We start from the raw sequence: 20,708 nt of genomic DNA on the forward strand, positions 1-20,708 counted from the left end.
GGCCGAAGGGCACCGGCCTCGAAATCCGTTGGGACCGCCGCTCCCCTCCCCCTACGATCCCGACCATGCCCCGACCCCACGGATTCACCTACCAGGAACACGCGAACGGCACCGTACACATCACCCACCACGGCCGCCCCGCCACCACCCTCCACGGCCCCCGCGCCGCCCAGTTCCTCGCCGAGATCGAGACGTCCGACCCGCAACTGGTCATGGCCCGCTGGACCGGAAACTACAAGCGCGGCAACGAGCGCACGGCCCGCGATCACCCCCGCAACCGCCGCTGACCCGATCGGTCGCTGGTAAGGGAACGGTAAAGCGCCCCCGCTCGTTCACCGGGCATGACAGCTATGACCCCCGGCTCGAACATCCCTCTCTCCGCCGCGCGCGTGACGGTGGACGTCGCCGCCCCGGTGCGGCTCGACGTATCGGGCCTGCTGCTCACCGCCGACGGCAAGGTGCGCTCCGACGACGACTTCATCTTCTACAACCAGCCCCAGGGCCCGGGTGTGACGTACCGCTCGGGCGGTGGCACCAGCCCCGACGCGATCATCGTCGACACCGCGGCCGTTCCCCCCGGCATCGAGAAGATCGTCGTCACCGCCAGCCCGGACGCCGCCGGCCAGACCTTCCAGGGCATCGAGCCGACGGCCACCATCCGCAACGGCGACGACAACAGCGTCCTGGCCACGTTCACTCCCCCGCAGCTCGGCACCGAGACGGCACTGGTGATCGTCGAGATCTACCTGCGCAACGGCGCCTGGAAGGCCCGCGCGGTGGGCCAGGGCTACGCCAACGGCCTGGCCGGCATCGCCACCGACTTCGGCGTCACGGTCGAGGAACCGGCCCCGGCTCCGACGCCGGTGGCCCCGCCGCAGCCCACCATGCAGCCCCCGGTCACCCCGCCGGCCCCGCCCATCTCCACGCCCGCGGCTCCGCCCGCACCCCCCGCCCCCGGCGCCGGGAAGATCAACCTCGACAAGGGTCGCGTCAGCCTCCAGAAGAACCAGACCGTCTCCCTGATGAAGGGCGGCCGTCCGCTGCTCTCCCAGGTCAAGATGGGCCTCGGCTGGGAGCCGGCGTACCGCGGCAAGGACATCGACCTGGACGCCTCGGTCATCGCCTACGGCCCGCAGCGCAACCACATCGACAGCTGCTACTTCGGCAAGCTCCAGATCGTGCAGGGCGCCATCCGCCACTCCGGCGACAACCTCACCGGTGAAGGCGGCGGGGACGACGAGGTCATCACCGTCGACCTCGGGCGCCTGCCCCAGGACGTCACCGGCCTGGTCTTCACCGTCAACTCCTTCTCCGGCCAGAAGTTCACCGAGGTGGCCAAGGCCTACTGCCGTCTCCTCGACGCCGCGACCGGCGAGGAACTCGTCCGCTTCGACCTGACCAGCGCCGAACCGCAGACGGGCGTGATGATGGCCAAGCTCATCCGCCAGTTCTCCGGCGAGTGGGAGATGACGGCCATGGGCGACTTCGTGAAGTCCCGCACCGTGCGGGGGATGGTGAAGCCGGCGGCCCAGGCACTGTAGGCACAGGCACACAGGCAGTCGTACGACGTCCAGGGCGCCCCCGGTCGACGGGGTGCGCCCGGCGCGACCGGAAGCTGGGACACGGTTCCGGTCGGTCGTATCGAGGAACGCGAGGGCCGGTCCGTCCGGCGTCAGACATGCATCAGGTCAGGTGATGTGCAAGCCGATGCGTCGAGGCCCCGGAAGCCGCGCCGAACCATCAGGCGGTGTCAGGCGGAGGCCCGCACGACCAGCTCGGGGATGACCCAGGCATCCGCGCCGCTCATCGGCTCCTCGCCCGCCCGCAGCCGAGCCAACTGCTCGACAGCCAGCCGACCGAGCCGCCGTTTGTCGATGTGCAGAGTGGTCAGGGCGGGCTCCACCAACTCTCCTAGCGACAGTCCGTCGAACCCCAGGACGGCAAGGTCGTGCGGGACCCGGCGGCCGCGACGCCGGGCGGCACGCATGGCGCCGACGGCGATGAGATCGTTGAAGCCGAACACGGCGGTGATCTCGGGCCGCTCGTCCAGCAGCCCTTCCATGCCGGCCTCGCCCCCCGCCACGCTGTGCTCGTCACACAGCGCGATCCAGTCGTCGTCGACGGGCAGGTCGTGCCGCCGGGCCTCCTTCAGGAAGGCCTCCCGTCGCGGGCCGGGGCCGTAGACGCCGTCCAGCATGCCGATCCTGCGGTGACCCGCCGCCACCAGGTGCGCCATGCCCTGTTCGAGCCCTGCGGCGGCGTCGATCCCCACGGCCGCGAAGCGGGTCTGCTGCGGGCCGCGCTCCAGCAGCACCAGCGGTACGCCGCCCAGGTGCCGGGCCAGCACGTCGTCAGGGTTCTTGAAGTAGCCGACGACCGCGTCCGCCTGGTGGGAGAGCACGTCGAGCGCCTCCCGCTCCCGGGCGTCGTCGGTGCGCGTGTCCCATACGACCACCTGCCAGTCGCGCTGCTCGGCGGCCTCCAGCACCCCGGCTGCCACCTCGGGGAAGAAGGGGTTCATCAGATCCGGGATCACCAGCCCCGCCGTCACGGTCCCCTTCCGGACGAGGCCGCGCGCGAACCGGCTCGGCCGGTAGTCCAGCAGCCGCGCCGCCTCCAGGACACGCTCCTTCGTGCCCGGGTCGATCTCGCCCTTGTCGTTCACCGCGCGGGAGACGGTCTGGCGCGACACTCCGGCCAGTTGGGCGACGTCGTGGATCGTGGCCCGGCGGCGAGGGCCGTCGGTCCGGTCGACACTCGGCTCCCTCTGCTGATCGTCCGCCAACACGCTGTGCACTGTATCCGGCCAGGTGGGCGCCAGGGCAGGGCTCCGTATCGCGAGGGTGGCCCGGTCCCTGCACAGCGAATCCCCCGAGCCTCCTAGAACAGCGCGCTGTACGCGTTCAGCGCCGGCTGTCCGCCGAGGTGGGCGTAGAGCACCGTGGAGTCCGACGCGATCTCGCCACGGCCCACCAGGTCGATCATCCCGGCCATCGACTTCCCCTCGTACACAGGGTCCGTGACCATCCCCTCGGTCCGCGCGGCGAGCCGCATCGCCTCCAGCGTGGTGTCGTCCGGGACGCCGTACGTGCCCGCGTGGTACCGCTCGTCGAGTTCGATGTCGGCCTCGGTCAACTCACGCTTGACGCCGATGAGTCGGCCGGTGGTGTCGGCGATCCGGGCGATCTGCGCGCGGGTGGTGGCGGGCTTGGCCGAGGCGTCGATGCCGAGGACGCGTCGCGGGCGGCCGCCCGCCTCCTCCAGGGCGGCGAAGCCGGCGACCATGCCCGCCTGGGTGGAGCCGGTCACGGAGCACACGATCACCGTGTCGAAGAAGACGCCCGACTCCCGCTCCTGCTCGGCCACTTCATACGCCCACCGCGCGAACCCCAGCCCGCCGAGCGGATGGTCGGAGGCGCCGGCCGGGATGGCGTACGGCTTGCCGCTCGACTCCTCCACCTCCCGCAGCGCCTGCTCCCAGCTCTCCTTGAAGCCGATCCCGAACCCGGCCCGCACCAGGCGTACGTCGGCTCCGGCGAGCCTGCTGACGAGGATGTTGCCGACCTTGTCGTAGACGGCGTCGGGCCAGTCCACCCAGCTCTCCTGGATCAGCACGCACTTGAGACCGGCGCGCGCGGCGACCGCGGCGACCTGGCGGGTGTGGTTCGACTGCACGCCCCCGATCGAGACGAGGGTGTCGCAGCCCTGCGCGAGCGCGTCGGCGACCAGGTACTCCAGCTTGCGGGTCTTGTTGCCGCCGTACGCGATCCCGGAGTTGCAGTCCTCGCGCTTGGCCCAGAGGGAGGCCCCGCCGAGGTGGGCGGTCAGGCGCTCCAGGGGGTGCACGGGGGACGGGCCGAAGAGGAGGGGGTAGCGGTCGTACGAGGGAAACGGCTCGGAAAGGGACATGGGGTGCCTCCAGGGCTCCGGCGTCTGTGGTCTCGGCGTCAGTCGAAGTCGGCCAGGTCGGCGAGGGTGCGCCAGATCTCCGCCGTGACGCGGACCGCGGCGTCCACCTCCCCGGCGGCGCACGCCTCGATCAGCCGCTCGTGCAGCCCGGCCGAACGGCAGGTGCCGCCCTCGCCGAAGCGCCGGCGCTCCAGGCGGCGGATGAGCGGGGTGTAGCGGGCGACCGTGGCGGCGGCCGCGCGGTTGCCGCTCACCCGTACCAGGACGTCGTGCAGTTCGTCGTCGGCCCGCAGGGCGAGGTCCACCTCACCGGTCGTGACGGCGGCGGCGAAGCGCTCGTTGGCGGCACGCATGATCTCCACGTCCGCGGCCATCAGCCGGGGCACGGCGACCCGCGTCACCAGCTCGTGCATGGCGCCGACCACGGCGGCCGCGTCCCGTACGTCGGCGGCCACGACCGGCGTCACGCGCGTGTAGCTCTGCGGCTTGCTCTCCAGCAGCCCCTCGTCCACGAGCCGCGAGAACGCCTCGCGCACCGGCGCCCGGGACAGCCCGAGCCGCTCGGCGAGATCGGCGTCCCGCACCACCGCGCCGGGCTCGATCTCCCCGGCCACGATGGCGTCCCGGATCGCTTCGTACGCCCGGTCCCTGAGCAGGGTCCGGCTCACGGGTCGTATCGCCTCCACGAACTGAAATGTTAGATGTCAGTTCGGCCCCGGACAAGGGTCCGGACAAGGGTGTGGCCCGCACCCCCGTGAAGTGCGGGCCACGGCCCAAGGGCACGCTCCGAGCTCAGGCCCAGGCCTCAGTCCTCAGGCCGCCCAGGGCCAGTCGGCGTCCCGAGCGCTCTCGAGCAGCGGAACCATCCGGAAAGCGGCGTCCGACAGACCGCCGAAGGTGTGCCGGTTCGCCTTCCCCGACGGGCCGTGGCCCGCCCGGTAGCCGGCGAGGTTCCAGGTGTAGACCGGCACGTCGGCGGGGACCTGCTGGGTCGGGTCGCCGTGCCGGTTGTGCGTGTACTGCTCGTCGGTGACGATCAGCACCCGGTCCTGCCCCCGGTAGTGCGCGCGGACCGCCGAGGTGGTGTCCGTGCCGCCCAGGTCACCGAAGCGGCCCAGGATCTTGAGCACGGACTCGCCCTTGCCGAAGGTCAGGCGTCGGCTCGTGGTGCCGAACTCGACGAGGTCCGCGTCCTTCGCGCGCAGCGCCAGCGCCGTGCCGAAGATCGCCGCCGCGTCGGCCCGGTTGAGCTCCGAGCGGTCGGACAGCGGCGACCAGAACATCGAGCCCGAGCGGTCGACGAGCACCAGTGTCCGGCCGGGCAGCGCCGGTACGTTCGCCAGCGAGTGGCCGAGCGCCTGCTCCAGCGGGTACGCCCAGCGCAGCGAGGGCGCGTGCTGGTACGCGGCGAGGTACCGGAAGGGGAACTGCCGCGACCGCGCGACCTCCGCCGGGTCACTGATCCGCGCGGCGACCTGGGCGGCCACCTCGTCCGAGACGCCGGCCTGGTCGAAGTTCCGCAGGTTCCGTACGAGCGCCATGGCACCCATCGACGGAATCACGGCCTCCCAGGCCTCCTTGTCCATCGGCCCCTGAAGCCAGCCCGCCAGCGCCTCCCACGTCATCCCGGCCGCCGCGAGCCGCTCGGCGCCGCCGGCCGACCGGACCACCGCACGCCGTTCCCCGACGGGCACCGCCATCAGCTCGCGGTGCGCGACCAGCGTGCGGTTGGAGTCGGGCGGCAGCGCGGTGTCCGGGTTGTGCCGGCGGTCGAGGGCGTACTGGAACAGCTCGCCCTGCCACGACTTGTCCGGGTCCGGTGCCGCGTGCACCAGGTTGAGGACGTCGCCGAAGCGGTAGCCCTTGGACGCGGTGTCGTACTTCAGCAGCGACTTGCCGCTGTACAGACGCCGTACGGCGTCGGCGATGCCGCGCTTGACGGGCTTCGGGACGCTGCGCCCGTACGTCGCCGTCCAGTACGCGAGCAGTTCGCCGGGCTCGTCGGGCCGCTGGAGCACGGAGTCGACGACCTGCCGGTTCGAGGGACCCTCGGTGGCCCCTGCCTCCAGGCGTGCCTTCACGTACTCGGCGGCGCCCACGACCGACGCCGTACGGAGATTGCCCGCGCCGCGCAGCCAGCCGAGCAGACCGGCCGTCCAGGCCGGGTCGGTGACGGCGAGCTCGCGCACGAGGGTGGCGAACCGGTCGTCGCGGTCGGCGCCGCTCTCGTAGAAGGTCTGCTGCGAGACGAAATTGGCCACGGCGAGCAGAAAGAGCTCGGAGCGCGGGTCACGCTCCTGGCCGCGGCCGCCCTCGTAGGTGCGGAGCACACGTCCCGTCGACGTCACTCGCGAAGTGGGACGCGCCTTGGCCGCCCGCGTGTTGAATCGCGCCATGCTGAATTCCCCCGAATTCACTGTGGTTTTCGGAGGGAGGCGCAGCAAAAGGAGGGTGCCCGAGGTCGAAGTCGGTTGCGGTGCTTATAAACTGGCGCGTCTTCCGTTCCGCCACATCGACCTGGGTCGATGACGGGATTCGAACCCGCACGAGGGGTGTCCCCCACCAGTTCCCGAAGTATCCGCCGCCTGCGCACCGGGCACCCACCATGAGCTGCGCCTCCCGAGATCAAGTCGGCGGCGGCAAGGGATTCTTTTTGCAGAAGAAGTAGCCGCGGCCTGCGCACCGGGAGGTGCATGAAGTTGTGGTGTCCAGAGTTCAGGTCGGCGGAACCGACGTAGGTGCTCTAACCCCTGAGCTACACCGGCGCGTTGTACCGGTGGCGGGACTCGAACCCGCGGCCGCCCCATTATGAGTGGAAGTAGGTCCTGCCTTCGCACCTGGACGTTCATCACTCTAGGAGGCGTGCCGCGGGACGGGCGAGCGAATTAATTACCGTCGCTGACGCTTCCAGGGGCCGGTAATGGCCAGCATGATCCCCGGCGTCTGAATGCTGGCGTACAGCGTGCGGCCGTCGCACGAGAACGTGACGCCGGCGAACTCGCTGTACTCCGGCTCCTCGGCGGTGCCGATGTTCAGCTCGTTGCGGGCGATCGGGTAGGTGCGGCCGCTGTCGGTGGCGCCGAAGAGGTGCTGGACGCCCTCGCCGTCCTCGGCGAGGATCAGGCCGCCGTACGGGGAGACGGTGATGTTGTCGGGGCCGTCGAAGGCGCCGTCCTCGGCGGGGTCGGGGTTGACGCCGAGGAGGACCTTCAGGGTCAGGGTGCGGCGCTTGGGGTCGTAGAACCAGACCTGGCCGTCGTGCTGGACAGGGCTCTCCGCGCGGGCGTACGAGGAGACGATGTAGGCACCGCCGTCGCCCCACCACATGCCCTCCAGCTTGCGGGCGCGGGTGATCTCGCCGGCGGCGAACTGCTTGCGTACGGGTGTGGTCTTCGCGTCGCGGTCGGGGACGTCCACCCAGTCGACGCCGTAGACCGTGCCGATCTTCGTGGCGCGGGAGAGGTCGTCGACGAACTTGCCGCCGGAGTCGAAGCATTTGGGGGCCTGCAGGACGCCCGCGTCGTCGGCCAGGGTGCGGAACCTGCCGCGGCCGTACTCGAAGCCCTTCGGCGGGGTCCAGCGGAAGAACAGGCCGTTGGGGCTCGCGGCGTCCTCGGTGAGGTAGGCGTGGCCGCGCCTGGGGTCGATGACCACGGCCTCGTGGTCGTAGCGGCCGAAGAACTTCAGGGGCTTGGGGTTCTGGTTGGCCCGGCGGTCGCCGGGGTCGACCTCGAAGACGTAGCCGTGGTCCTTGGTCATGCCGTTGGTGCCGGCTCTGTCGGAGTTCTCCTCGCAGGTGAGCCAGGTGCCCCAGGGGGTGCGGCCGCCCGCGCAGTTGGTGGAGGTACCGGCGATGCCGACCCACTCGGCGACCTGTCCGTCGGGGCGGACCTCGACGACCGTGCAGCCGCCGGACGCGGCGGGGTCGTAGACGAGGCCCTCGGTCAGCGGGACGGGGTACTTCCAGTTGGCGCGCGGGCCCTTCAGCTCGTGGTTGTTGACGAGGAGGGTGGTGCCGCGCGGCCCGTCGAAAGCGGCCGTGCCGTCGTGGTTGGAGGGCGTGAACTCGCCCGACTCCAGCTTCGTCTTCCCGCTGTGGGTGATGACGCGGTACTTGAACCCGGCGGGCAGCGCGAGGATGCCCTTGGGGTCCGGGAGCAGCGGTCCGTAGCCGACACCGCCACGTTGAGCGTCCGCGGACTCCTCGCTCGCGACCTCGGTGTCCGCGGACGCGAGCGCGTTCGGTGCGGTGGCGAGGACGCCGGCACTGCCCGCCAGCGCGACACCGGCACCGGTGATCGCGGAGTTCCTTGCGAAGTCCCTGCGGGTGAGCGACATGGTGTCTCCTGTGACAGTGGGTGCCGTGGAGGGTGGCGGACTTCGAGACGGCGCAACGGTCCCGCGTACGTCTGAACACCAGTTGAACAACGCCCCAAGGGGCGCGGGCCTGTGTCAGATATGCGGCTCTGCCGCGTGGGTGCGAGCAACCACGACGAGCCCGCACCCGCGAACCGAGCTCAACCCCCCTGCTGCGACCGCGCCTTGAACGCGGCCTTCCGCGCTTCCTTCGCGACCTTCTTGTCCGGATGCAACCGCCCCATCGCCTCCAGCACGTCCGCGGTCGCCGGGTGGTCCACCCGCCAGGCCGCGGCGAAGAACCCGCTGTGCTGCGCGGCCAGCCCCTGCACCAGTTCCCTCAGCTCGTCGGAGTTCCCCTCCGCCGCCAGCTGCGCGGCGACCGTGTCGACGGTCAGCCAGAACACCAGGTCCTGCGACGGCGCGGGCACGTCGGCGAACCCCGCCTCGCTCAGCCAGACCCGCGCCAGCCCGCCCAGCTCCGGATCGTCGAGGACCTCCCGCAGCGCCGGCTCGGCCTCCGCGCCCACCAGGGACAGGGCCTGCTGGCAGCGCAGGCGGCGCAGCGGCGCCCCGGCATCCAGCCCGCGGGCCGCCGCCAGCAACTCCCGCGCCGCGGCGAGGGGCTCGGGCCGGGCGGCCAGCCACTGCTCGGTCTCGGCCTGCGCGGCGGACTGCGGGTAGGTGGCCGTCCCGTCGAGCAGCGCGTCGGCGCCCTTGTCCGCGAGGTCGCCGACCGCGGGCGCCTCGAACCCGGCCTCCAGCAGCCGGGCCCGCAGCCCGTACCGCCCGAGCGGGGTCAGCCGCACCATGCCGTAGCGCGACACGTCGGTGTCGTCGACGGCGGTGGACGGTTCCTCGGCGTCCGCCATCAGCGCCTCGTCCACCGGCTGGTACTCCACCAGCCCGACCGGCTCCAGCAGCCGGAACTGGTCGTCGAGGCGCATCATCGCGTCCGACACCTGCTCCAGCACGTCGTTCGTGGGCTCGCCCATGTCGCTGGGCACGATCATCGACGCGGCGAGGGCGGGCAGTGGTACGGGCGCGTCGCCCGGGCCGTCCTCGCTGACCGTCAGCAGGTACAGGTTGCCGAGCACGCCGTCGAGGAACTCCGCCTCGGCCTCCGGGTCCCAGTCCAGCGAGGAGAGGTCGACCTCGCCGCCCGCGTCCATGGCGTCGACCAGGTCGTCGAGGTCGGGCACGCTCGCGTCCGCGAGCACCGTCTCCACCGCGCCGAGCCACACGCCGAGCACGTCCTGCGGCGAACCGCCGGTCAGTACGGCCAGATCCGCGCCGGCCGCGACGGTGCCCGCCTCCTCGTCGACGATCTCGACGAGTCCGGTGTCGACGGCCACCCGCCAGGCCTCACTGGCGTACGCGGCGGCGTCGTCGCCGCTCAGCCCCAGGACCTCGGCGGCGGCGGGCAGTTGCTCGTCGACGAGCCCGCCCCCGGCGTCGACCCGGGTGTCGGGCCCGGCCCAGCGGGCCAGCCGCGCGGCCCGGGCGAGCAACGGCGTGGACAGCGCGTCCCGCGCCAGCTCCGCTTCGGGGTGCAGCCGCACCGGCGGCAGTGGGGAGCGGGAGCTGTCTGACATCGGCTGGTTCTCCTAGGGCGTTCTGCATGGCCGTACACATCACGACGCATCACGACGGATCACGACGCTTCACAACGCATCACGACCCATCACGGCTCGGCCGCCGTACATCGCGGCTCAACCGCTCAGCCTAGACGGATTTCCACCCATGCCGCCCGGTTCATCTCCCCGTCCGGCCACGTACATGGCCGAAACCTTGACAAGTGACGTGACCAGGCAGGAGATTACGCGCGTAGAAATCTGGCGGACATCTGTTCACTGTATTTTCTACGCGCGTTGCCACCGCCCCACCGGTCGCGACTCCCACGTTCCACGCGTCACCCTCGTCCCGGCACCCACGTATGTCCCCGGAGGGATCCCGTTGCCGAGCAAGAAGTCCGCGCGTCTCGCCGCGCTCACCGTCGCCGCCGTCTGTTCCGCGGCGTCCACCGTGGTGCTCACCGCGCCCGCGCACGCCGACTCCGTGCGCATCCATGACATCCAGGGCAGTACCCGAATATCCCCGTACGCCGGCAAGCAGGTCACGGACGTGGCCGGAATCGTCACCGGCGTACGCACCTACGGCTCCTCCAGAGGTTTCTGGATCCAGGACCCGCAGGCGGACGACAGCCCGCTGACCAGCGAGGCCATTTTCGTCTACACGAACTCCACGCCGAAGGGCGTCGCCGTCGGCGACGCGGTCACGGTGTCGGGCACGGTCCAGGAGTACGTCCCCGGCGGCGCCAACACCGGCAACCAGTCGATCACCGAGATCACCAAGCCGACGTTCACCGTCGTCTCCAGCGGCAACGCCGTCCCCGCCGCCAAGGTGATCGACGCGAAGTCGGTCCCGGCCGTCTACAGCCCGCAGGGCGACACCGCCGCCGGCGGCTCGGTCAACGGCCTGACGCTGGAGCCCACGAAGTACGCCCTGGACTACTACGAGTCCCTGGAGGGCGAGAACGTCCAGGTCGCCGACACCCGCGTGGTGGGCGCCACCGACCCGTACAGCGAGCTGTGGGTCACGGTGAAGCCGTGGGAGCACCGCAACCGCCGCGGCGGCACGGTCTACGGCTCCTACGACTCCCAGAACACCGGCCGGATCCAGATCCAGTCGCTGGGCAAGACCGCCGACTTCCCGGTGGCGAACGTCGGTGACGTCCTCGAAGGCGCCACGTCCGGTCCCCTCGACTACAACCAGTTCGGCGGCTACACGCTGGTCGCCAACCGGATCGGCACGCTCAAGAGCTCCGGACTGCAGCGGGAGACCACGCAGAAGCAGTCGCGCGGCGAGCTGGCGGTCGCCACGTACAACGTGGAGAACCTCGACCCGTCCGACGCCACGTTCGCCGAGCACGCCTCCGCGATCGTGAACAACCTGCAGTCGCCGGACATCGTGTCCCTGGAGGAGATCCAGGACAACAACGGCGCGACGAACGACGGCACGACCGCCGCCGACCAGACGGTACAGAAGCTGATCGACGCGATCGTCGCCGCGGGTGGCCCCACGTACGACTGGCGCTCCATCGACCCGGTCGACAAGGCCGACGGCGGTGAGCCGGGCGGCAACATCCGCCAGGTGTTCCTGTTCAACCCGCAGCGGGTCTCCTTCACCGACCGCGCGGGCGGCGACGCCACCACCGCCGCCGGTGTGACCAAGGTGGGCGGCAAGGCCGCCCTGACGGTCTCCCCCGGCCGGATCGACCCGGCGAACGCGGCCTTCGCCAACAGCCGCAAGCCGCTGGCCGGCGAGTTCGTCTTCCGCGGCAAGACCGTCTTCGTGATCGCCAACCACCTCAACTCCAAGGGTGGCGACCAGGGTCTGACCGCGCAGTTCCAGCCGCCGGCGCGCAGCTCGGAGGTGCAGCGCCACGCGCAGGTCACCGCGCTCCACGCCTTCGTCAAGGACATCCTCGACACGCAGAAGAACGCGGACGTGATCGCCCTCGGCGACATCAACGACTTCGAGTTCTCCGACACCGTGAAGATCCTCGAGGGCGACGGCGCCCTGTGGTCGGCGATCAAGTCGCTGCCGAAGAGCGAGCGTTACTCGTACGTCTACCAGGGCAACGCCCAGACGCTGGACCAGATCCTGATCAGCCCGTCGATCCGGCGCTCCTGCGACTTCGAGTACGACAGCGTGCACGTCAACGCGGAGTTCAACGACCAGATCAGCGACCACGACCCGCAGGTGCTGCGGTTCCGTCCGTAGCCGTCGGTAGGTCTCAGGGCTGGCTGAACACGCCGTTCAGCCAGCCCTTCCACGTTTCCTCGATCACCTCGGCGTCGGCGTCGGGCGCGAAGGCGTGCACAGACATGCCGACCATGTAGCCCCAGTGGTTGCGTCCGAAGAAGCGGATGAGCGCGTCGTCGGTGCGCAGTCCGAGGAAGTACGGGTTGCGGAAGTCGACGACGGCGTCGACGAGTTGCCCCTGCGGACCACGTGCCCGCACCCGCGCGCCCTGCGCCGTGTCGTCGGCGAGGCCGAGCGCACGGCCCACGGTGACGAACGCGTCGGACGCCTTGGACGCCTCGGGCCCGTCGAACGTGGCGAAGGCGGTGACCGGGCGACCCCGGAAGCGGGTGAGGTACTCGCGCAGGGTGTGCAGGTAGAACTCGGTGTGCCGGGCCGCGCCGTCGTACTGGTTGTCCCAGTCGTCGACGAAGATGCCGCTGTGCACGTACCGCACCCAGGCGCGGCGGCCCTCGTCACGCGGCTCGATGGTGTAGTCGAGCTGATTGAGGGTCTGCTCGGAGATGCCCTCCACGTCCTCGACGCGGTTGGTGTAGCGGTGCGGCGGGTCCCACGCGGTGACCTTCGACCCGAAGGGACCCTTGCCGCCCTCGCGGGGCTCGGGTGCCTCCATCGGCCACAGCCAGCCGCCGGTACCGGCGGTCACCGCCTCCCACACCTCGTCGGGCGTGGCGTCGACCTCGAACTCACGGACGATCTCGAATTCCTTGGACATGGTGGACTCCTCCTGACTAGCTGACTACTGGTCCAGTGCGGGGGTCGACTGGTCCTTCACCGTGGGGTGTACGGCGACCACGATCCGGTGATCCCGGCCGCCCTGCGCGTCGGGCGCGTCGTACTTGCGGATCAGCGCGCTCACGCCAGCCGTCAACTCCTGGATGAAGGCGGCCCGTTCGGCGGCCGAGGCGAAGCGGACCTCGCCGTCCAGCGCGTACGTCGCCAGCCGTTTGCGGGCCTTCGTCGCACCGGTGATCAGCGAGCCGACGTCCCGGACGAGCCGGGCGCCGAGCGCGAGCAGCCAGCGGGCGGAGAGCTGGTCGCGGAAGCGGTCCGGGTCCGGCTGCACGGCGGCGAGCGCGAGCGGCGAGATCACGTACGAAGCGGCGGTCGCCCGCATCAGCCGCTCGGTCACGTTGCCCTTGCGGCGCTCGTCCGCCAACTCGACCAGTCCGTGCCGTTCCAGCGCCTTCAGGTGGTAGTTCACCTTCTGGCGGGGCAGCCCGACCTTGCCGGCCAGCATGGCGGCCGACGCGGGCCCGGCCGCCAGCTCGGCGAGCAGCCGGGCCCTTATGGGGTCCAGGGAGACGGCTGCGGCCTCGGGGTCCTCGATCACGGTGACGTCCAGCATGGGTCTACGGTCCCACCGAAAACTTTTTTGTCCAGACGGTTCGAGTGTTCGGTGTGGATGGACCCACCCTCCCGGAAACCCGCAGGTCAGTCGGGGACGAGGCCGAGGGCGTGGTCGTACCGGCTGACTGTGCTGTTCTTCAGTCCGGGCCAGCTCTGCACGCGCTGCCACAGCTCCGTCGACGAGCCGATGCCGCCGCCCGGGGAGCCGAGGGCCTCGACGTGGGCCTGGGCGCTCTCCCACTCGGCGTAGTTGAGGACGCGGGTGCCGTCGGTGCTCAGGTGGAAGTGGCCGGAGATACCGCCGGGGTGAGGGTTCGGGTCGCTCTCGAGCGCCTCCAGGACGGCGTCGACCCAGGCGCGCTGCCGGTCGGGGTCGGGGCCGTCGAACTCGATGTCGACGATCACGACACAGCCGGGAACGCGGGTGTCGTCCGGCCGGCCGAGGCTGCGGTAGTGCCGGTACCGGCCGAGCCACAGCCGCTCGATGTCCGGCACGGCGGTGTCGATCTCGTCGACACGCTCCTGCCGGTGCACCTTCGTGAACGCCTCGAAGGCCTCCTCGCTCCTCCACTGCGAGTAGTGGAGGAGGGTGGAGGCGTCGTGGCCGGTGTAGACGTGGTAGCCGAGGAGGCCGTCGGCGGGCCAGGGGCGGCGCTGCCAGGTGTCGGCGATCGCCTCCACGGTCTGCCGCTGCCGAAGGGGGGTGCCCACGCGCCAGGTGCTGAAGAAGGGGGCGCCGATCTCGGGGTGGGTGAGGTCGGGGTGGGTGGTGGTGCGACGGGTCACGGAGGCCTCCGGCAAATCGGTGGTCGATGCGTACGTCGACCACCTTTCGACCTCAACCGGACTTGAGGTCAAGTGGGGCCTGGAGGGCGGGGGTTCGCGGGACTGCGATACTCGGGAGCACGCAGCAGGGCGCGGGACCGGTGACCGGTCCCGCGCCCTCTCGCCGTGCAGGGTGCCTGCGCCGCCTGCGCCTTCGCTCTGCGCCTCGCTCCGCGCCTCAGCGGTGCCCGTGGTGCCGTCGCCGCAGCACCCCGGTCGCGACCACCGCTCCCACGGCCGCCCCGGCGACCAGCACCGGCTTCGGATGCCGTAGGCCGGCCTGGACGACCGTCCGGACGGGGCGCGGCACACGGCCTTCCACGGCGTGCCCCGCGCGCGCCGCCCTGTCCTGAACGGTGTGTCCGGTCCGGGTCGCCCGATCCTGGACGGCATGCTTGGCCTCGGTCGCCCGATCCTGCACCGCGTGCCCGGCCTCGGTCGCCCGATCCTGCACCGCGTGCCCGGCCTGAGCCGCCCGGTCCTGCACCGCGTGCCCGGCCTGGCCCACGCTGCTGCGCAGTTGCACCGTCATGGCACCCGCCTTGTCCTTGAGGTCGGCGGCACGGGTCAGGGCCCGGCCCTTCACGTCCGCCTTCCCCGCGAGGTCCGCCGCGTTGTCGCCGGCTCCGCTCCGCGTCTGCTCGATGTGCCGCCGCAATTCCTCGGGCCCCTTGGCTCCGCGGGCCCCCTTGGACTCCTCGGCTCCACCGGACACCTTTGCCTCCTTGGCTCCGCCAGGCTCCTTGGACCTCTTGGCTCCGCCGGCCCTCTTCGGCTCCTTGGCCGCGCCGGGCCCGTTGGGCCCCTTGGCTCCGCGGGTCCCCTTGGACTCCTCGGCCCCACCAGTCCCCTTGGACCCCTCGGCCCCGCCGGCCCCCTCGGCTCCGCCTTTCGCGGCAGCGCCCTTGACCGCTTCGTCGGCCGGCTCCCCCGCGGTCCCTTCCGCCCCCGTCCTCCTGTCCGTCATCGCACGCGCCCTTCCCTTTGATCTCCTGAGTCTCCGCGATGTCCGATCCGAACCGGGCGATGAGCGGCGCCCGCCCGCGCGACGGGTCCGCCCACCGAGCGGTCCCCGTCCCGCACCGGCTCGGGAGCCGTGGTCGCGGTCAGGCGCCCGCCCGCGCCCGGTTCGGAACACCCGGGTACCCGGACCCGCCCCCGCTATCCCTGCCGTCCGCCGCCGCCCGGCCCGTGCTCGCCCAGCCGGGCCAGCTGGGCCTGGAACCAGTCGAGGCGGGCCTGCAACAGCGCGGCCTCGGCGGCGAGTTCGGGGACGCCGAGGCCGTCGGCCGGACCTGGGCCGGTCAGCGCGACGGACGCCCCCTTGCCGGCCACCACCCGCAGCCCCTGAGCCCCCAGCCGGGCGAACCCCGCGAGCGAGACGGACGTACGGCCGCGCAGGCAGCCCGCGCAGGAGGGGGCGAGCGCCCGCCAGCCGGGGCGGCCCCAGCCGGCGTCGGCCAGGGCGGCGGCGACCGTACCGCAGACGCAGGGCCCGACCGTGGCGGTGCGCACCCGCTGACGGGCGTAGCGGAAGCCGCGCTCGAAGCGGATGTACCGGCCCAGCACGGTGACTTCGAGCAGGGCGGCCGCCCGGTGCTCGGCCGTGCACAGCAGCGCCTCGGCCACCGTACGGTCGTGCACGCAGTGGAAGCCGCAGTCGCAGCGGCGGCTCGGTGCCCGGTGTCGCAGACCGTAGACGCAGGACGCGTCGGCCAGGACTCCGTACGGCAGCGCGCCGCCCAGCGACACACCGGTGAACCCGGCCCGGGTGCCGTCCTGGGACAGCATCGGGTGGGCGATCTTGTATCCGGTCGGCGGCTCCGTCGGGCGTTCCTCCGGAAGCCGCAGCCTCATCGGGCGGCCGGCACCTCGTCGGGGGCCTTCAGTTCCTCGGCCACCTCGGGGAGTTCGGGCTCTTCCTCGTGGGCCTGCGGTCGCTCTTCCGCGACTCCCGTGGCCAGTGCCTTGCCGAGCTTCATGACGCCTCCATGGGCCGATGGCGGTGACCGTCCTGGCCATGGTGACCCATGAAGGGCGAATTGGACATAGGGCCTGAGGGACCTCCCTACAGCAATACTTATGCATACTTGGTAGAAGAATTAAGTGGAGCTTCATTGTCGATCTGTCGAGACTGGTTCCATGACGACACCCGCATCCGCCGCCCCTCCCTTCGGCCGCGCCCTGTGCGCGATGATCACGCCCTTCTCCGCGGACGGCGGGCTCGATCTCGACGGGGCCCAGCGGCTCGCCGACCATCTGGTCTCCCAGGGCTGTGACGGCCTGGTGCTCTCCGGTACGACGGGCGAATCACCGACCACGACCGATGCCGAGAAGGCGGCCCTCGTCGAGGCGGTACGGGAGGCGGTGGGCGGCCGGGCGTCGATCGTGACCGGGATCGGCACGTTCGACACACGGCACACCGTGGAGCTCGCCCGGGAGGCCGAAAAGGCGGGCGCGGACGGCGTGCTGGTGGTCAGCCCGTACTACAGCAAGCCTCCGCAGGACGCGCTGGAGGAGCACTTCCGCACCGTCGCGGACGCCTCGGGACTGCCGCTCACGCTGTACGACATCCCGGGCCGCACCGGCACCCGTATCGAGCCGGAGACGCTGATCCGGCTGGCCGAGCACCCCCGGATCGTCGCGGTGAAGGATTGTTCCTACGACTTCCTCGGCGCCCAGAAGGTGCTGTCCCGCACGGAGTTGGCGTACTACGCGGGCTGCGACGAGCACAACCTCGCGCTGTACGCGGTCGGCGGCGCCGGCTACATCAGCACGGTCGCCAACGTCGTACCGGACCGGCTCCGCGCGGTCCTCGACGCGTTCGAGGCGGGCGACACCCCCGTGTCCGCCCGCCTCCAGCAACGCGCCACGCCGCTCATCGAGTTGGTGATGTCGGCGGGCCTGCCCGGCACGGTGACCGCCAAGGCTCTGCTCAACGAGCTCGGCCTGCCGGCGGGCCCCGTCCGCGCGCCGCTGCGCCCCGCCGGCCGTGCCGCGGTCGACGGCCTGCTGGCAGCCTACGAGGAGCTGACGGCCGGCTGATCAGCGCCGGGCGAGGACCGGCTGCCACTCGTAGGACAGGTCCTCGTCCTTCTGCGCGCTCGGGCCGCTCAGCCACTCGACCTTGTCGCTGCCGATCGTCACCAGGACGAGCCGGGGCCGGTACAGTCCCTTGCCCGCTGTCCGCTCCTGCGCGATGAGCCGCTTGTCGTCCACCCAGGCGAGCAGCTCCGCGCCTCGCACCTTGGTGATCTCCTTGCCGGTGAGCGGATCGCGGATCGAGGAGTAGGACTTGTCGGGGACCTCCTTGGACAGACCGGTGGCCGCGAGACTGCCGTCCGGGGAGAGCCTGGCGCCGACGTCCGTGCGCAGGTGGCGCTCGTTCGCGGGCGCCGCGACCTTGTTGCCGTCGAGGTCGTAGAACTGCTGCGAACCGTCCCGGGGCCCGGTGACCGGCGTGTACACCAGGTTCCCGGTCCGGCTGAAGTCGAAGTCCTGGCGGGAGTTGATGTCGCGGCCGTCGGACTGGACGCCCGTCCAGGAGGCCGTGCCGGAGGCGACGTCGACGACATGGAAGCCGCTGCGGCTCGACTCGCCGAACTCCGGCACCCAGGGGACCGCCCCTTCCCCGCCCGTCTGCCTGATACGCAGGTCGGGGTTCTCGTCGTACGTCGTCGCGACCAGCCTCCGCCCGTCGTACGAGTACGCCAGCCCGCCGACCCCGTGGTCCACCGGGATCCACCGCTCGACCTCCCCCGTCGCGAGGTCGAGCAGGCCGATCCGCCGGGCAGGCAGGTTCCGCTCCAGTACGGCGGCCGTTGTGATGCCGGGCGCGACGGCGACGAAGGACCACCTGTCGTCCTTCTCGTACCGTCCGGTCTCCGGGTCCAGCAGCCAGTAGGTGCGCTCGGCGATCCCGCGGCTCTTCGTCTGCGGGACGATCCGCGAGGTGGCGTAGGCGGCGAGCGCCACGTCCCCGGCCGCGATCAGGTCACGCGGCGGCGACTGGTCCGGGTGGGCGCTGGTCCCACGGCCGTCCAGCACGCTCGCCGGGCGCACGTCCTCCCGTCCGGCGTCCAGCAGGGGCACCGCGACCCCGACGGCGACGACGGCCGCGGTGGCGGCGGCGACCGTGGCGATCCTGCGGGTGCGGCGGCGCCGGCGGACGCCCAGCACCCGGTCCGCGTAACCGGGACCCGCCGACGTCTGCTCGGCGGCCAGTTCCCGCAGGGAGTCTCGTACGAGTTCCTCGACGTTCACTTAACGCACCTCCACGGGCGAGAAGTCACGGGACGGCCGCGGCCGGGCGTCGGCGGACCCGGTGCCGAGGGCGGCCAGTTCGGGCGCGAGGGTGCGCAGCCGGGCGAGCGAGCGGTGGGTGGTGGAGCGCACGGTGCCGACGGAGCAGCCGAGGATGCGGGCCACGTCGGCCTCCGGCAGGTCCTCGAAGTAGCGCAGCACCAGCACGGTGCGCTGCCGCGGGGTCAGCCGGGCCAGCGCGCCGCGCATCAGCAGCCGTAGCTCGGCGGCGGGGGCGGCGTCCGGGTTCGCGGCGGTCTCGGGCGGCTCGGCGACGGTCAGCTCGCGGCGCCGCCACTTCAGCCGCCAGCGGCTGATCTGCTGCCGGTACAGGATCTGGCGTACGTACGCCTCGGGCTCGTCGATGCGATGCCAGCGGCCGGCCGCCTTGATCAGGGCGTTCTGCAGGAGGTCCTCGGCGGCGTGCCGGTCGCCGCCGGCCAGCAGGACCGCCGTCTTCAGCAGCGCGGACGACCGGTTCCCCACGAACTCCCGGAAGCTCTCCTGCGCTTCGGCATCCATCGTCACCTTCTCTTCCCCCGGGCGGGCCCGGTGCCCGCCTCTCCTACCCCTCGTGACGCGTGCGGGGCGCCGCCGCTATGCCTGCGCGCGGAAAGAACTTCCGCGCACGCGCCGGGGCCCGTACCGCCTCGCTGTGCGGTACGGGCCCCGGCTCACGCTCGCCGTGCTCAGTGCGCGGTCAGCCCCACTTGTAGCCGTCGCCGAAGAGCAGGGTGTGCTCCAGCACGTCCTCCATCGGGTCGTCCACCTGCCCCACGTTGACCAGCCCGATGCGGGGCCCGTTGTGCGAGCCCGTGTTGGTCTCGTCGGCGTACGCGGCACCGGCCGGCAGCCAGCACGCCGCCCCCGCGGCCAGCACCCCGACCACCAGGCGCAGCACGGTCCTGGTCCGCCCGCTCGTCTTCACTCGACCCGTCATCAGCCCTCGGTCCTCATCTCGTCGGTTCGGCGTGTGATCGGAAACTGCGTCCACCCGTTCATCTGCCTGGACCGTGCGGAGGTCACGAGGAGTAACCCGTACGTGAGGGTGCCGACGTGGGACTGACGGCGTCAGTTGTGGCTGTGCAGGATGTCGTTCAGACCGCCCCAGACCGCGTTGTTCGGGCGGGCCTCGACGGTGCCGGTGACCGAGTTGCGGCGGAAGAGGATGTTGGAGGCGCCGGAGAGCTCGCGGGCCTTGACGATCTGGCCGTCGGGCATGGTGACGCGGGTGCCCGCGGTGACGTACAGACCGGCCTCGACGACGCACTCGTCGCCGAGCGCGATGCCGACGCCCGCCTCGGCGCCGACCAGGCAGCGCTCGCCGATGGTGATGATCACGTTGCCGCCGCCGGAGAGCGTGCCCATCGTGGACGCGCCGCCGCCGATGTCGGAGCCGTCGCCGACGACGACGCCCGCGGAGATACGGCCCTCGACCATGGAGGTGCCGAGGGTGCCGGCGTTGAAGTTGACGAAGCCCTCGTGCATGACGGTGGTGCCCGAGGCGAGGTGGGCACCGAGGCGGACCCGGTCGGCGTCGGCGATGCGGACACCCTTGGGGGCCACGTAGTCGGTCATGCGCGGGAACTTGTCGATCGAGGTCACCTGGAGGTGCAGACCCTCGGCGCGGGCGTTGAGGCGCACCTTCTCGACGTCGTCGACCGCGACCGGGCCCAGCGAGGTCCAGGCGACGTTGGCGAGGAAGCCGAACTGGCCCTCCAGGCTGAGGCCGTGCGGCTGGACCAGGCGGTGGGAGAGCAGGTGCAGGCGCAGGTAGACGTCGTGCGCGTCGATCGGCTTCTCGTCGAGCGAGGCGATGACCGTGCGGACCGCGACGACCTCGACGCCCCGGCGGGTGTCCGGACCGATCGCCGCGGTGGCGCCACCGCCTAGCAGCTCCGCGGCACGCTCGGCGGAGAGCCGCTCGCTGCCGGAGGGGCCGGGCTCGGCGACGAGCTCGGGCGCGGGGAACCAGGTGTCGAGAACGGTGCCGTCGGCGGCGATCGTGGCGAGGCCGGCGGCCACGGCGCCGGTGGTGCGAGGAGCAGTCGTGTCGGTCATGAGGGCAACCTAACCGGCGGGGGGCCGCGCGGGCCAACCGGTGGCGGGGGCGTCTCAGGGTGCGGGCCACCCCTCGC

Annotated in this window: 20 protein-coding genes; 4 read left to right on the forward strand and 16 right to left on the reverse strand. The window is 71.6% G+C overall.

Annotated features, from left to right (window positions below; all coding sequences use genetic code 11):
* Nucleotides 1–65: 65 nt before the first annotated feature.
* A complete protein-coding gene (locus EJ357_RS10970; RefSeq protein WP_126391032.1) occupies nucleotides 66–287 on the forward strand; it encodes a hypothetical protein in 222 nt (73 codons plus the stop codon).
* Nucleotides 288–350: 63 nt separating this feature from the next.
* Nucleotides 351–1,541, forward strand: a complete 1,191-nt coding sequence (locus EJ357_RS10975; RefSeq protein WP_175647809.1) for a TerD family protein — start codon at nucleotides 351–353, stop codon at nucleotides 1,539–1,541.
* Between the two features lie 209 nt (nucleotides 1,542–1,750).
* Here EJ357_RS10975 and EJ357_RS10980 read toward each other — a convergent pair whose 3' ends face one another.
* From EJ357_RS10980 to EJ357_RS11005, 6 genes are all read right to left on the reverse strand, one after another.
* Nucleotides 1,751–2,797 carry a LacI family DNA-binding transcriptional regulator gene (locus EJ357_RS10980; RefSeq protein WP_407698478.1) on the reverse strand — a complete coding sequence of 349 codons (1,047 nt, stop codon included), beginning with the start codon at nucleotides 2,795–2,797 and terminating at the stop codon, nucleotides 1,751–1,753.
* 83 nt (nucleotides 2,798–2,880) lie between these two features.
* On the reverse strand, nucleotides 2,881–3,909 hold the full coding sequence (locus EJ357_RS10985) for a 1-aminocyclopropane-1-carboxylate deaminase (RefSeq protein WP_126391038.1): 1,029 nt from the start codon (nucleotides 3,907–3,909) through the stop codon (nucleotides 2,881–2,883).
* Between the two features lie 38 nt (nucleotides 3,910–3,947).
* Nucleotides 3,948–4,595 carry a GntR family transcriptional regulator gene (locus EJ357_RS10990; protein ID WP_126391040.1) on the reverse strand — a complete coding sequence of 216 codons (648 nt, stop codon included), beginning with the start codon at nucleotides 4,593–4,595 and terminating at the stop codon, nucleotides 3,948–3,950.
* A gap of 126 nt (nucleotides 4,596–4,721) precedes the next feature.
* Nucleotides 4,722–6,305: a TROVE domain-containing protein gene (locus tag EJ357_RS10995; protein WP_126391042.1), complete on the reverse strand. Its 1,584-nt coding sequence runs from the start codon at nucleotides 6,303–6,305 to the stop codon at nucleotides 4,722–4,724.
* Nucleotides 6,306–6,798: 493 nt separating this feature from the next.
* Nucleotides 6,799–8,247, reverse strand: coding sequence for an alkaline phosphatase PhoX (locus EJ357_RS11000; protein ID WP_126391044.1), 1,449 nt, complete (start codon nucleotides 8,245–8,247; stop codon nucleotides 6,799–6,801).
* Nucleotides 8,248–8,426: 179 nt separating this feature from the next.
* A complete protein-coding gene (locus EJ357_RS11005; protein ID WP_126391046.1) occupies nucleotides 8,427–9,860 on the reverse strand; it encodes a hypothetical protein in 1,434 nt (477 codons plus the stop codon).
* 361 nt (nucleotides 9,861–10,221) lie between these two features.
* Between EJ357_RS11005 and EJ357_RS11010 the strand changes: the two genes are divergently transcribed.
* Nucleotides 10,222–12,051 (forward strand): endonuclease/exonuclease/phosphatase family protein, encoded by a 1,830-nt coding sequence (locus tag EJ357_RS11010; RefSeq protein WP_126391048.1) that lies wholly within the window; start codon nucleotides 10,222–10,224, stop codon nucleotides 12,049–12,051.
* A 13-nt stretch (nucleotides 12,052–12,064) separates the two neighbouring features.
* Here the strand turns inward: EJ357_RS11010 and EJ357_RS11015 are convergent, their stop codons facing one another.
* The 6 genes from EJ357_RS11015 to EJ357_RS50210 form a co-directional block, all read right to left on the reverse strand.
* A complete protein-coding gene (locus tag EJ357_RS11015) occupies nucleotides 12,065–12,808 on the reverse strand; it encodes an SRPBCC family protein (protein WP_126391050.1) in 744 nt (247 codons plus the stop codon).
* 24 nt (nucleotides 12,809–12,832) lie between these two features.
* Complete coding sequence (locus EJ357_RS11020; protein WP_126391052.1) at nucleotides 12,833–13,441, reverse strand: ArsR/SmtB family transcription factor; 609 nt, start codon at nucleotides 13,439–13,441, stop codon at nucleotides 12,833–12,835.
* Nucleotides 13,442–13,527: 86 nt separating this feature from the next.
* Nucleotides 13,528–14,229: an antibiotic biosynthesis monooxygenase gene (locus EJ357_RS11025; RefSeq protein WP_126391054.1), complete on the reverse strand. Its 702-nt coding sequence runs from the start codon at nucleotides 14,227–14,229 to the stop codon at nucleotides 13,528–13,530.
* 217 nt (nucleotides 14,230–14,446) lie between these two features.
* Nucleotides 14,447–14,983, reverse strand: coding sequence for a DUF3618 domain-containing protein (locus EJ357_RS11030; RefSeq protein ID WP_228473024.1), 537 nt, complete (start codon nucleotides 14,981–14,983; stop codon nucleotides 14,447–14,449).
* Between the two features lie 446 nt (nucleotides 14,984–15,429).
* Entirely contained in the window at nucleotides 15,430–16,125 is a 696-nt protein-coding gene (locus EJ357_RS11035; RefSeq protein ID WP_126391058.1) for a hypothetical protein, read from the reverse strand.
* Nucleotides 16,122–16,250, reverse strand: a complete 129-nt coding sequence (locus EJ357_RS50210; RefSeq protein ID WP_267132845.1) for a hypothetical protein — start codon at nucleotides 16,248–16,250, stop codon at nucleotides 16,122–16,124. Before EJ357_RS50210 ends, EJ357_RS11035 begins: the two co-directional genes overlap by 4 nt.
* 160 nt (nucleotides 16,251–16,410) lie before the next feature.
* Between EJ357_RS50210 and dapA the strand changes: the two genes are divergently transcribed.
* Complete coding sequence (gene dapA / locus EJ357_RS11040) at nucleotides 16,411–17,313, forward strand: 4-hydroxy-tetrahydrodipicolinate synthase (protein ID WP_175647361.1); 903 nt, start codon at nucleotides 16,411–16,413, stop codon at nucleotides 17,311–17,313.
* Here the strand turns inward: dapA and EJ357_RS11045 are convergent, their stop codons facing one another.
* The 4 genes from EJ357_RS11045 to dapD form a co-directional block, all read right to left on the reverse strand.
* Nucleotides 17,314–18,531: a WD40 repeat domain-containing protein gene (locus EJ357_RS11045; protein WP_126391062.1), complete on the reverse strand. Its 1,218-nt coding sequence runs from the start codon at nucleotides 18,529–18,531 to the stop codon at nucleotides 17,314–17,316. It abuts the gene before it with no gap.
* Nucleotides 18,532–19,092: a SigE family RNA polymerase sigma factor gene (locus tag EJ357_RS11050; RefSeq protein WP_126391063.1), complete on the reverse strand. Its 561-nt coding sequence runs from the start codon at nucleotides 19,090–19,092 to the stop codon at nucleotides 18,532–18,534.
* Nucleotides 19,093–19,270: 178 nt separating this feature from the next.
* Entirely contained in the window at nucleotides 19,271–19,510 is a 240-nt protein-coding gene (locus EJ357_RS11055; RefSeq protein ID WP_126391065.1) for a hypothetical protein, read from the reverse strand.
* 131 nt (nucleotides 19,511–19,641) lie between these two features.
* Nucleotides 19,642–20,631 carry a 2,3,4,5-tetrahydropyridine-2,6-dicarboxylate N-succinyltransferase gene (gene dapD, locus EJ357_RS11060; RefSeq protein WP_126391067.1) on the reverse strand — a complete coding sequence of 330 codons (990 nt, stop codon included), beginning with the start codon at nucleotides 20,629–20,631 and terminating at the stop codon, nucleotides 19,642–19,644.
* Between the last annotated feature and the right edge of the window lie 77 nt (nucleotides 20,632–20,708).

This window comes from Streptomyces cyaneochromogenes (assembly GCF_003963535.1).
GTDB lineage: Bacteria > Actinomycetota > Actinomycetes > Streptomycetales > Streptomycetaceae > Streptomyces > Streptomyces shaanxiensis.

Coding starts and splice junctions, on each gene's coding strand:
- EJ357_RS11055 (WP_126391065.1), bottom strand. CDS start 19,510: ATGACGGGTCGAGTGAAGACGAGCGGGCGGACCAGGACCGTGCTGCGC.
- EJ357_RS11005 (WP_126391046.1), bottom strand. CDS start 9,860: ATGTCAGACAGCTCCCGCTCCCCACTGCCGCCGGTGCGGCTGCACCCC.
- EJ357_RS11015 (WP_126391050.1), bottom strand. CDS start 12,808: ATGTCCAAGGAATTCGAGATCGTCCGTGAGTTCGAGGTCGACGCCACG.
- dapA (WP_175647361.1), top strand. CDS start 16,411: ATGACGACACCCGCATCCGCCGCCCCTCCCTTCGGCCGCGCCCTGTGC.
- EJ357_RS50210 (WP_267132845.1), bottom strand. CDS start 16,250: ATGAAGCTCGGCAAGGCACTGGCCACGGGAGTCGCGGAAGAGCGACCG.
- EJ357_RS11050 (WP_126391063.1), bottom strand. CDS start 19,092: ATGGATGCCGAAGCGCAGGAGAGCTTCCGGGAGTTCGTGGGGAACCGG.
- dapD (WP_126391067.1), bottom strand. CDS start 20,631: ATGACCGACACGACTGCTCCTCGCACCACCGGCGCCGTGGCCGCCGGC.
- EJ357_RS10995 (WP_126391042.1), bottom strand. CDS start 6,305: ATGGCGCGATTCAACACGCGGGCGGCCAAGGCGCGTCCCACTTCGCGA.
- EJ357_RS11020 (WP_126391052.1), bottom strand. CDS start 13,441: ATGCTGGACGTCACCGTGATCGAGGACCCCGAGGCCGCAGCCGTCTCC.
- EJ357_RS11035 (WP_126391058.1), bottom strand. CDS start 16,125: ATGAGGCTGCGGCTTCCGGAGGAACGCCCGACGGAGCCGCCGACCGGA.
- EJ357_RS10975 (WP_175647809.1), top strand. CDS start 351: ATGACCCCCGGCTCGAACATCCCTCTCTCCGCCGCGCGCGTGACGGTG.
- EJ357_RS10970 (WP_126391032.1), top strand. CDS start 66: ATGCCCCGACCCCACGGATTCACCTACCAGGAACACGCGAACGGCACC.
- EJ357_RS11000 (WP_126391044.1), bottom strand. CDS start 8,247: ATGTCGCTCACCCGCAGGGACTTCGCAAGGAACTCCGCGATCACCGGT.
- EJ357_RS10985 (WP_126391038.1), bottom strand. CDS start 3,909: ATGTCCCTTTCCGAGCCGTTTCCCTCGTACGACCGCTACCCCCTCCTC.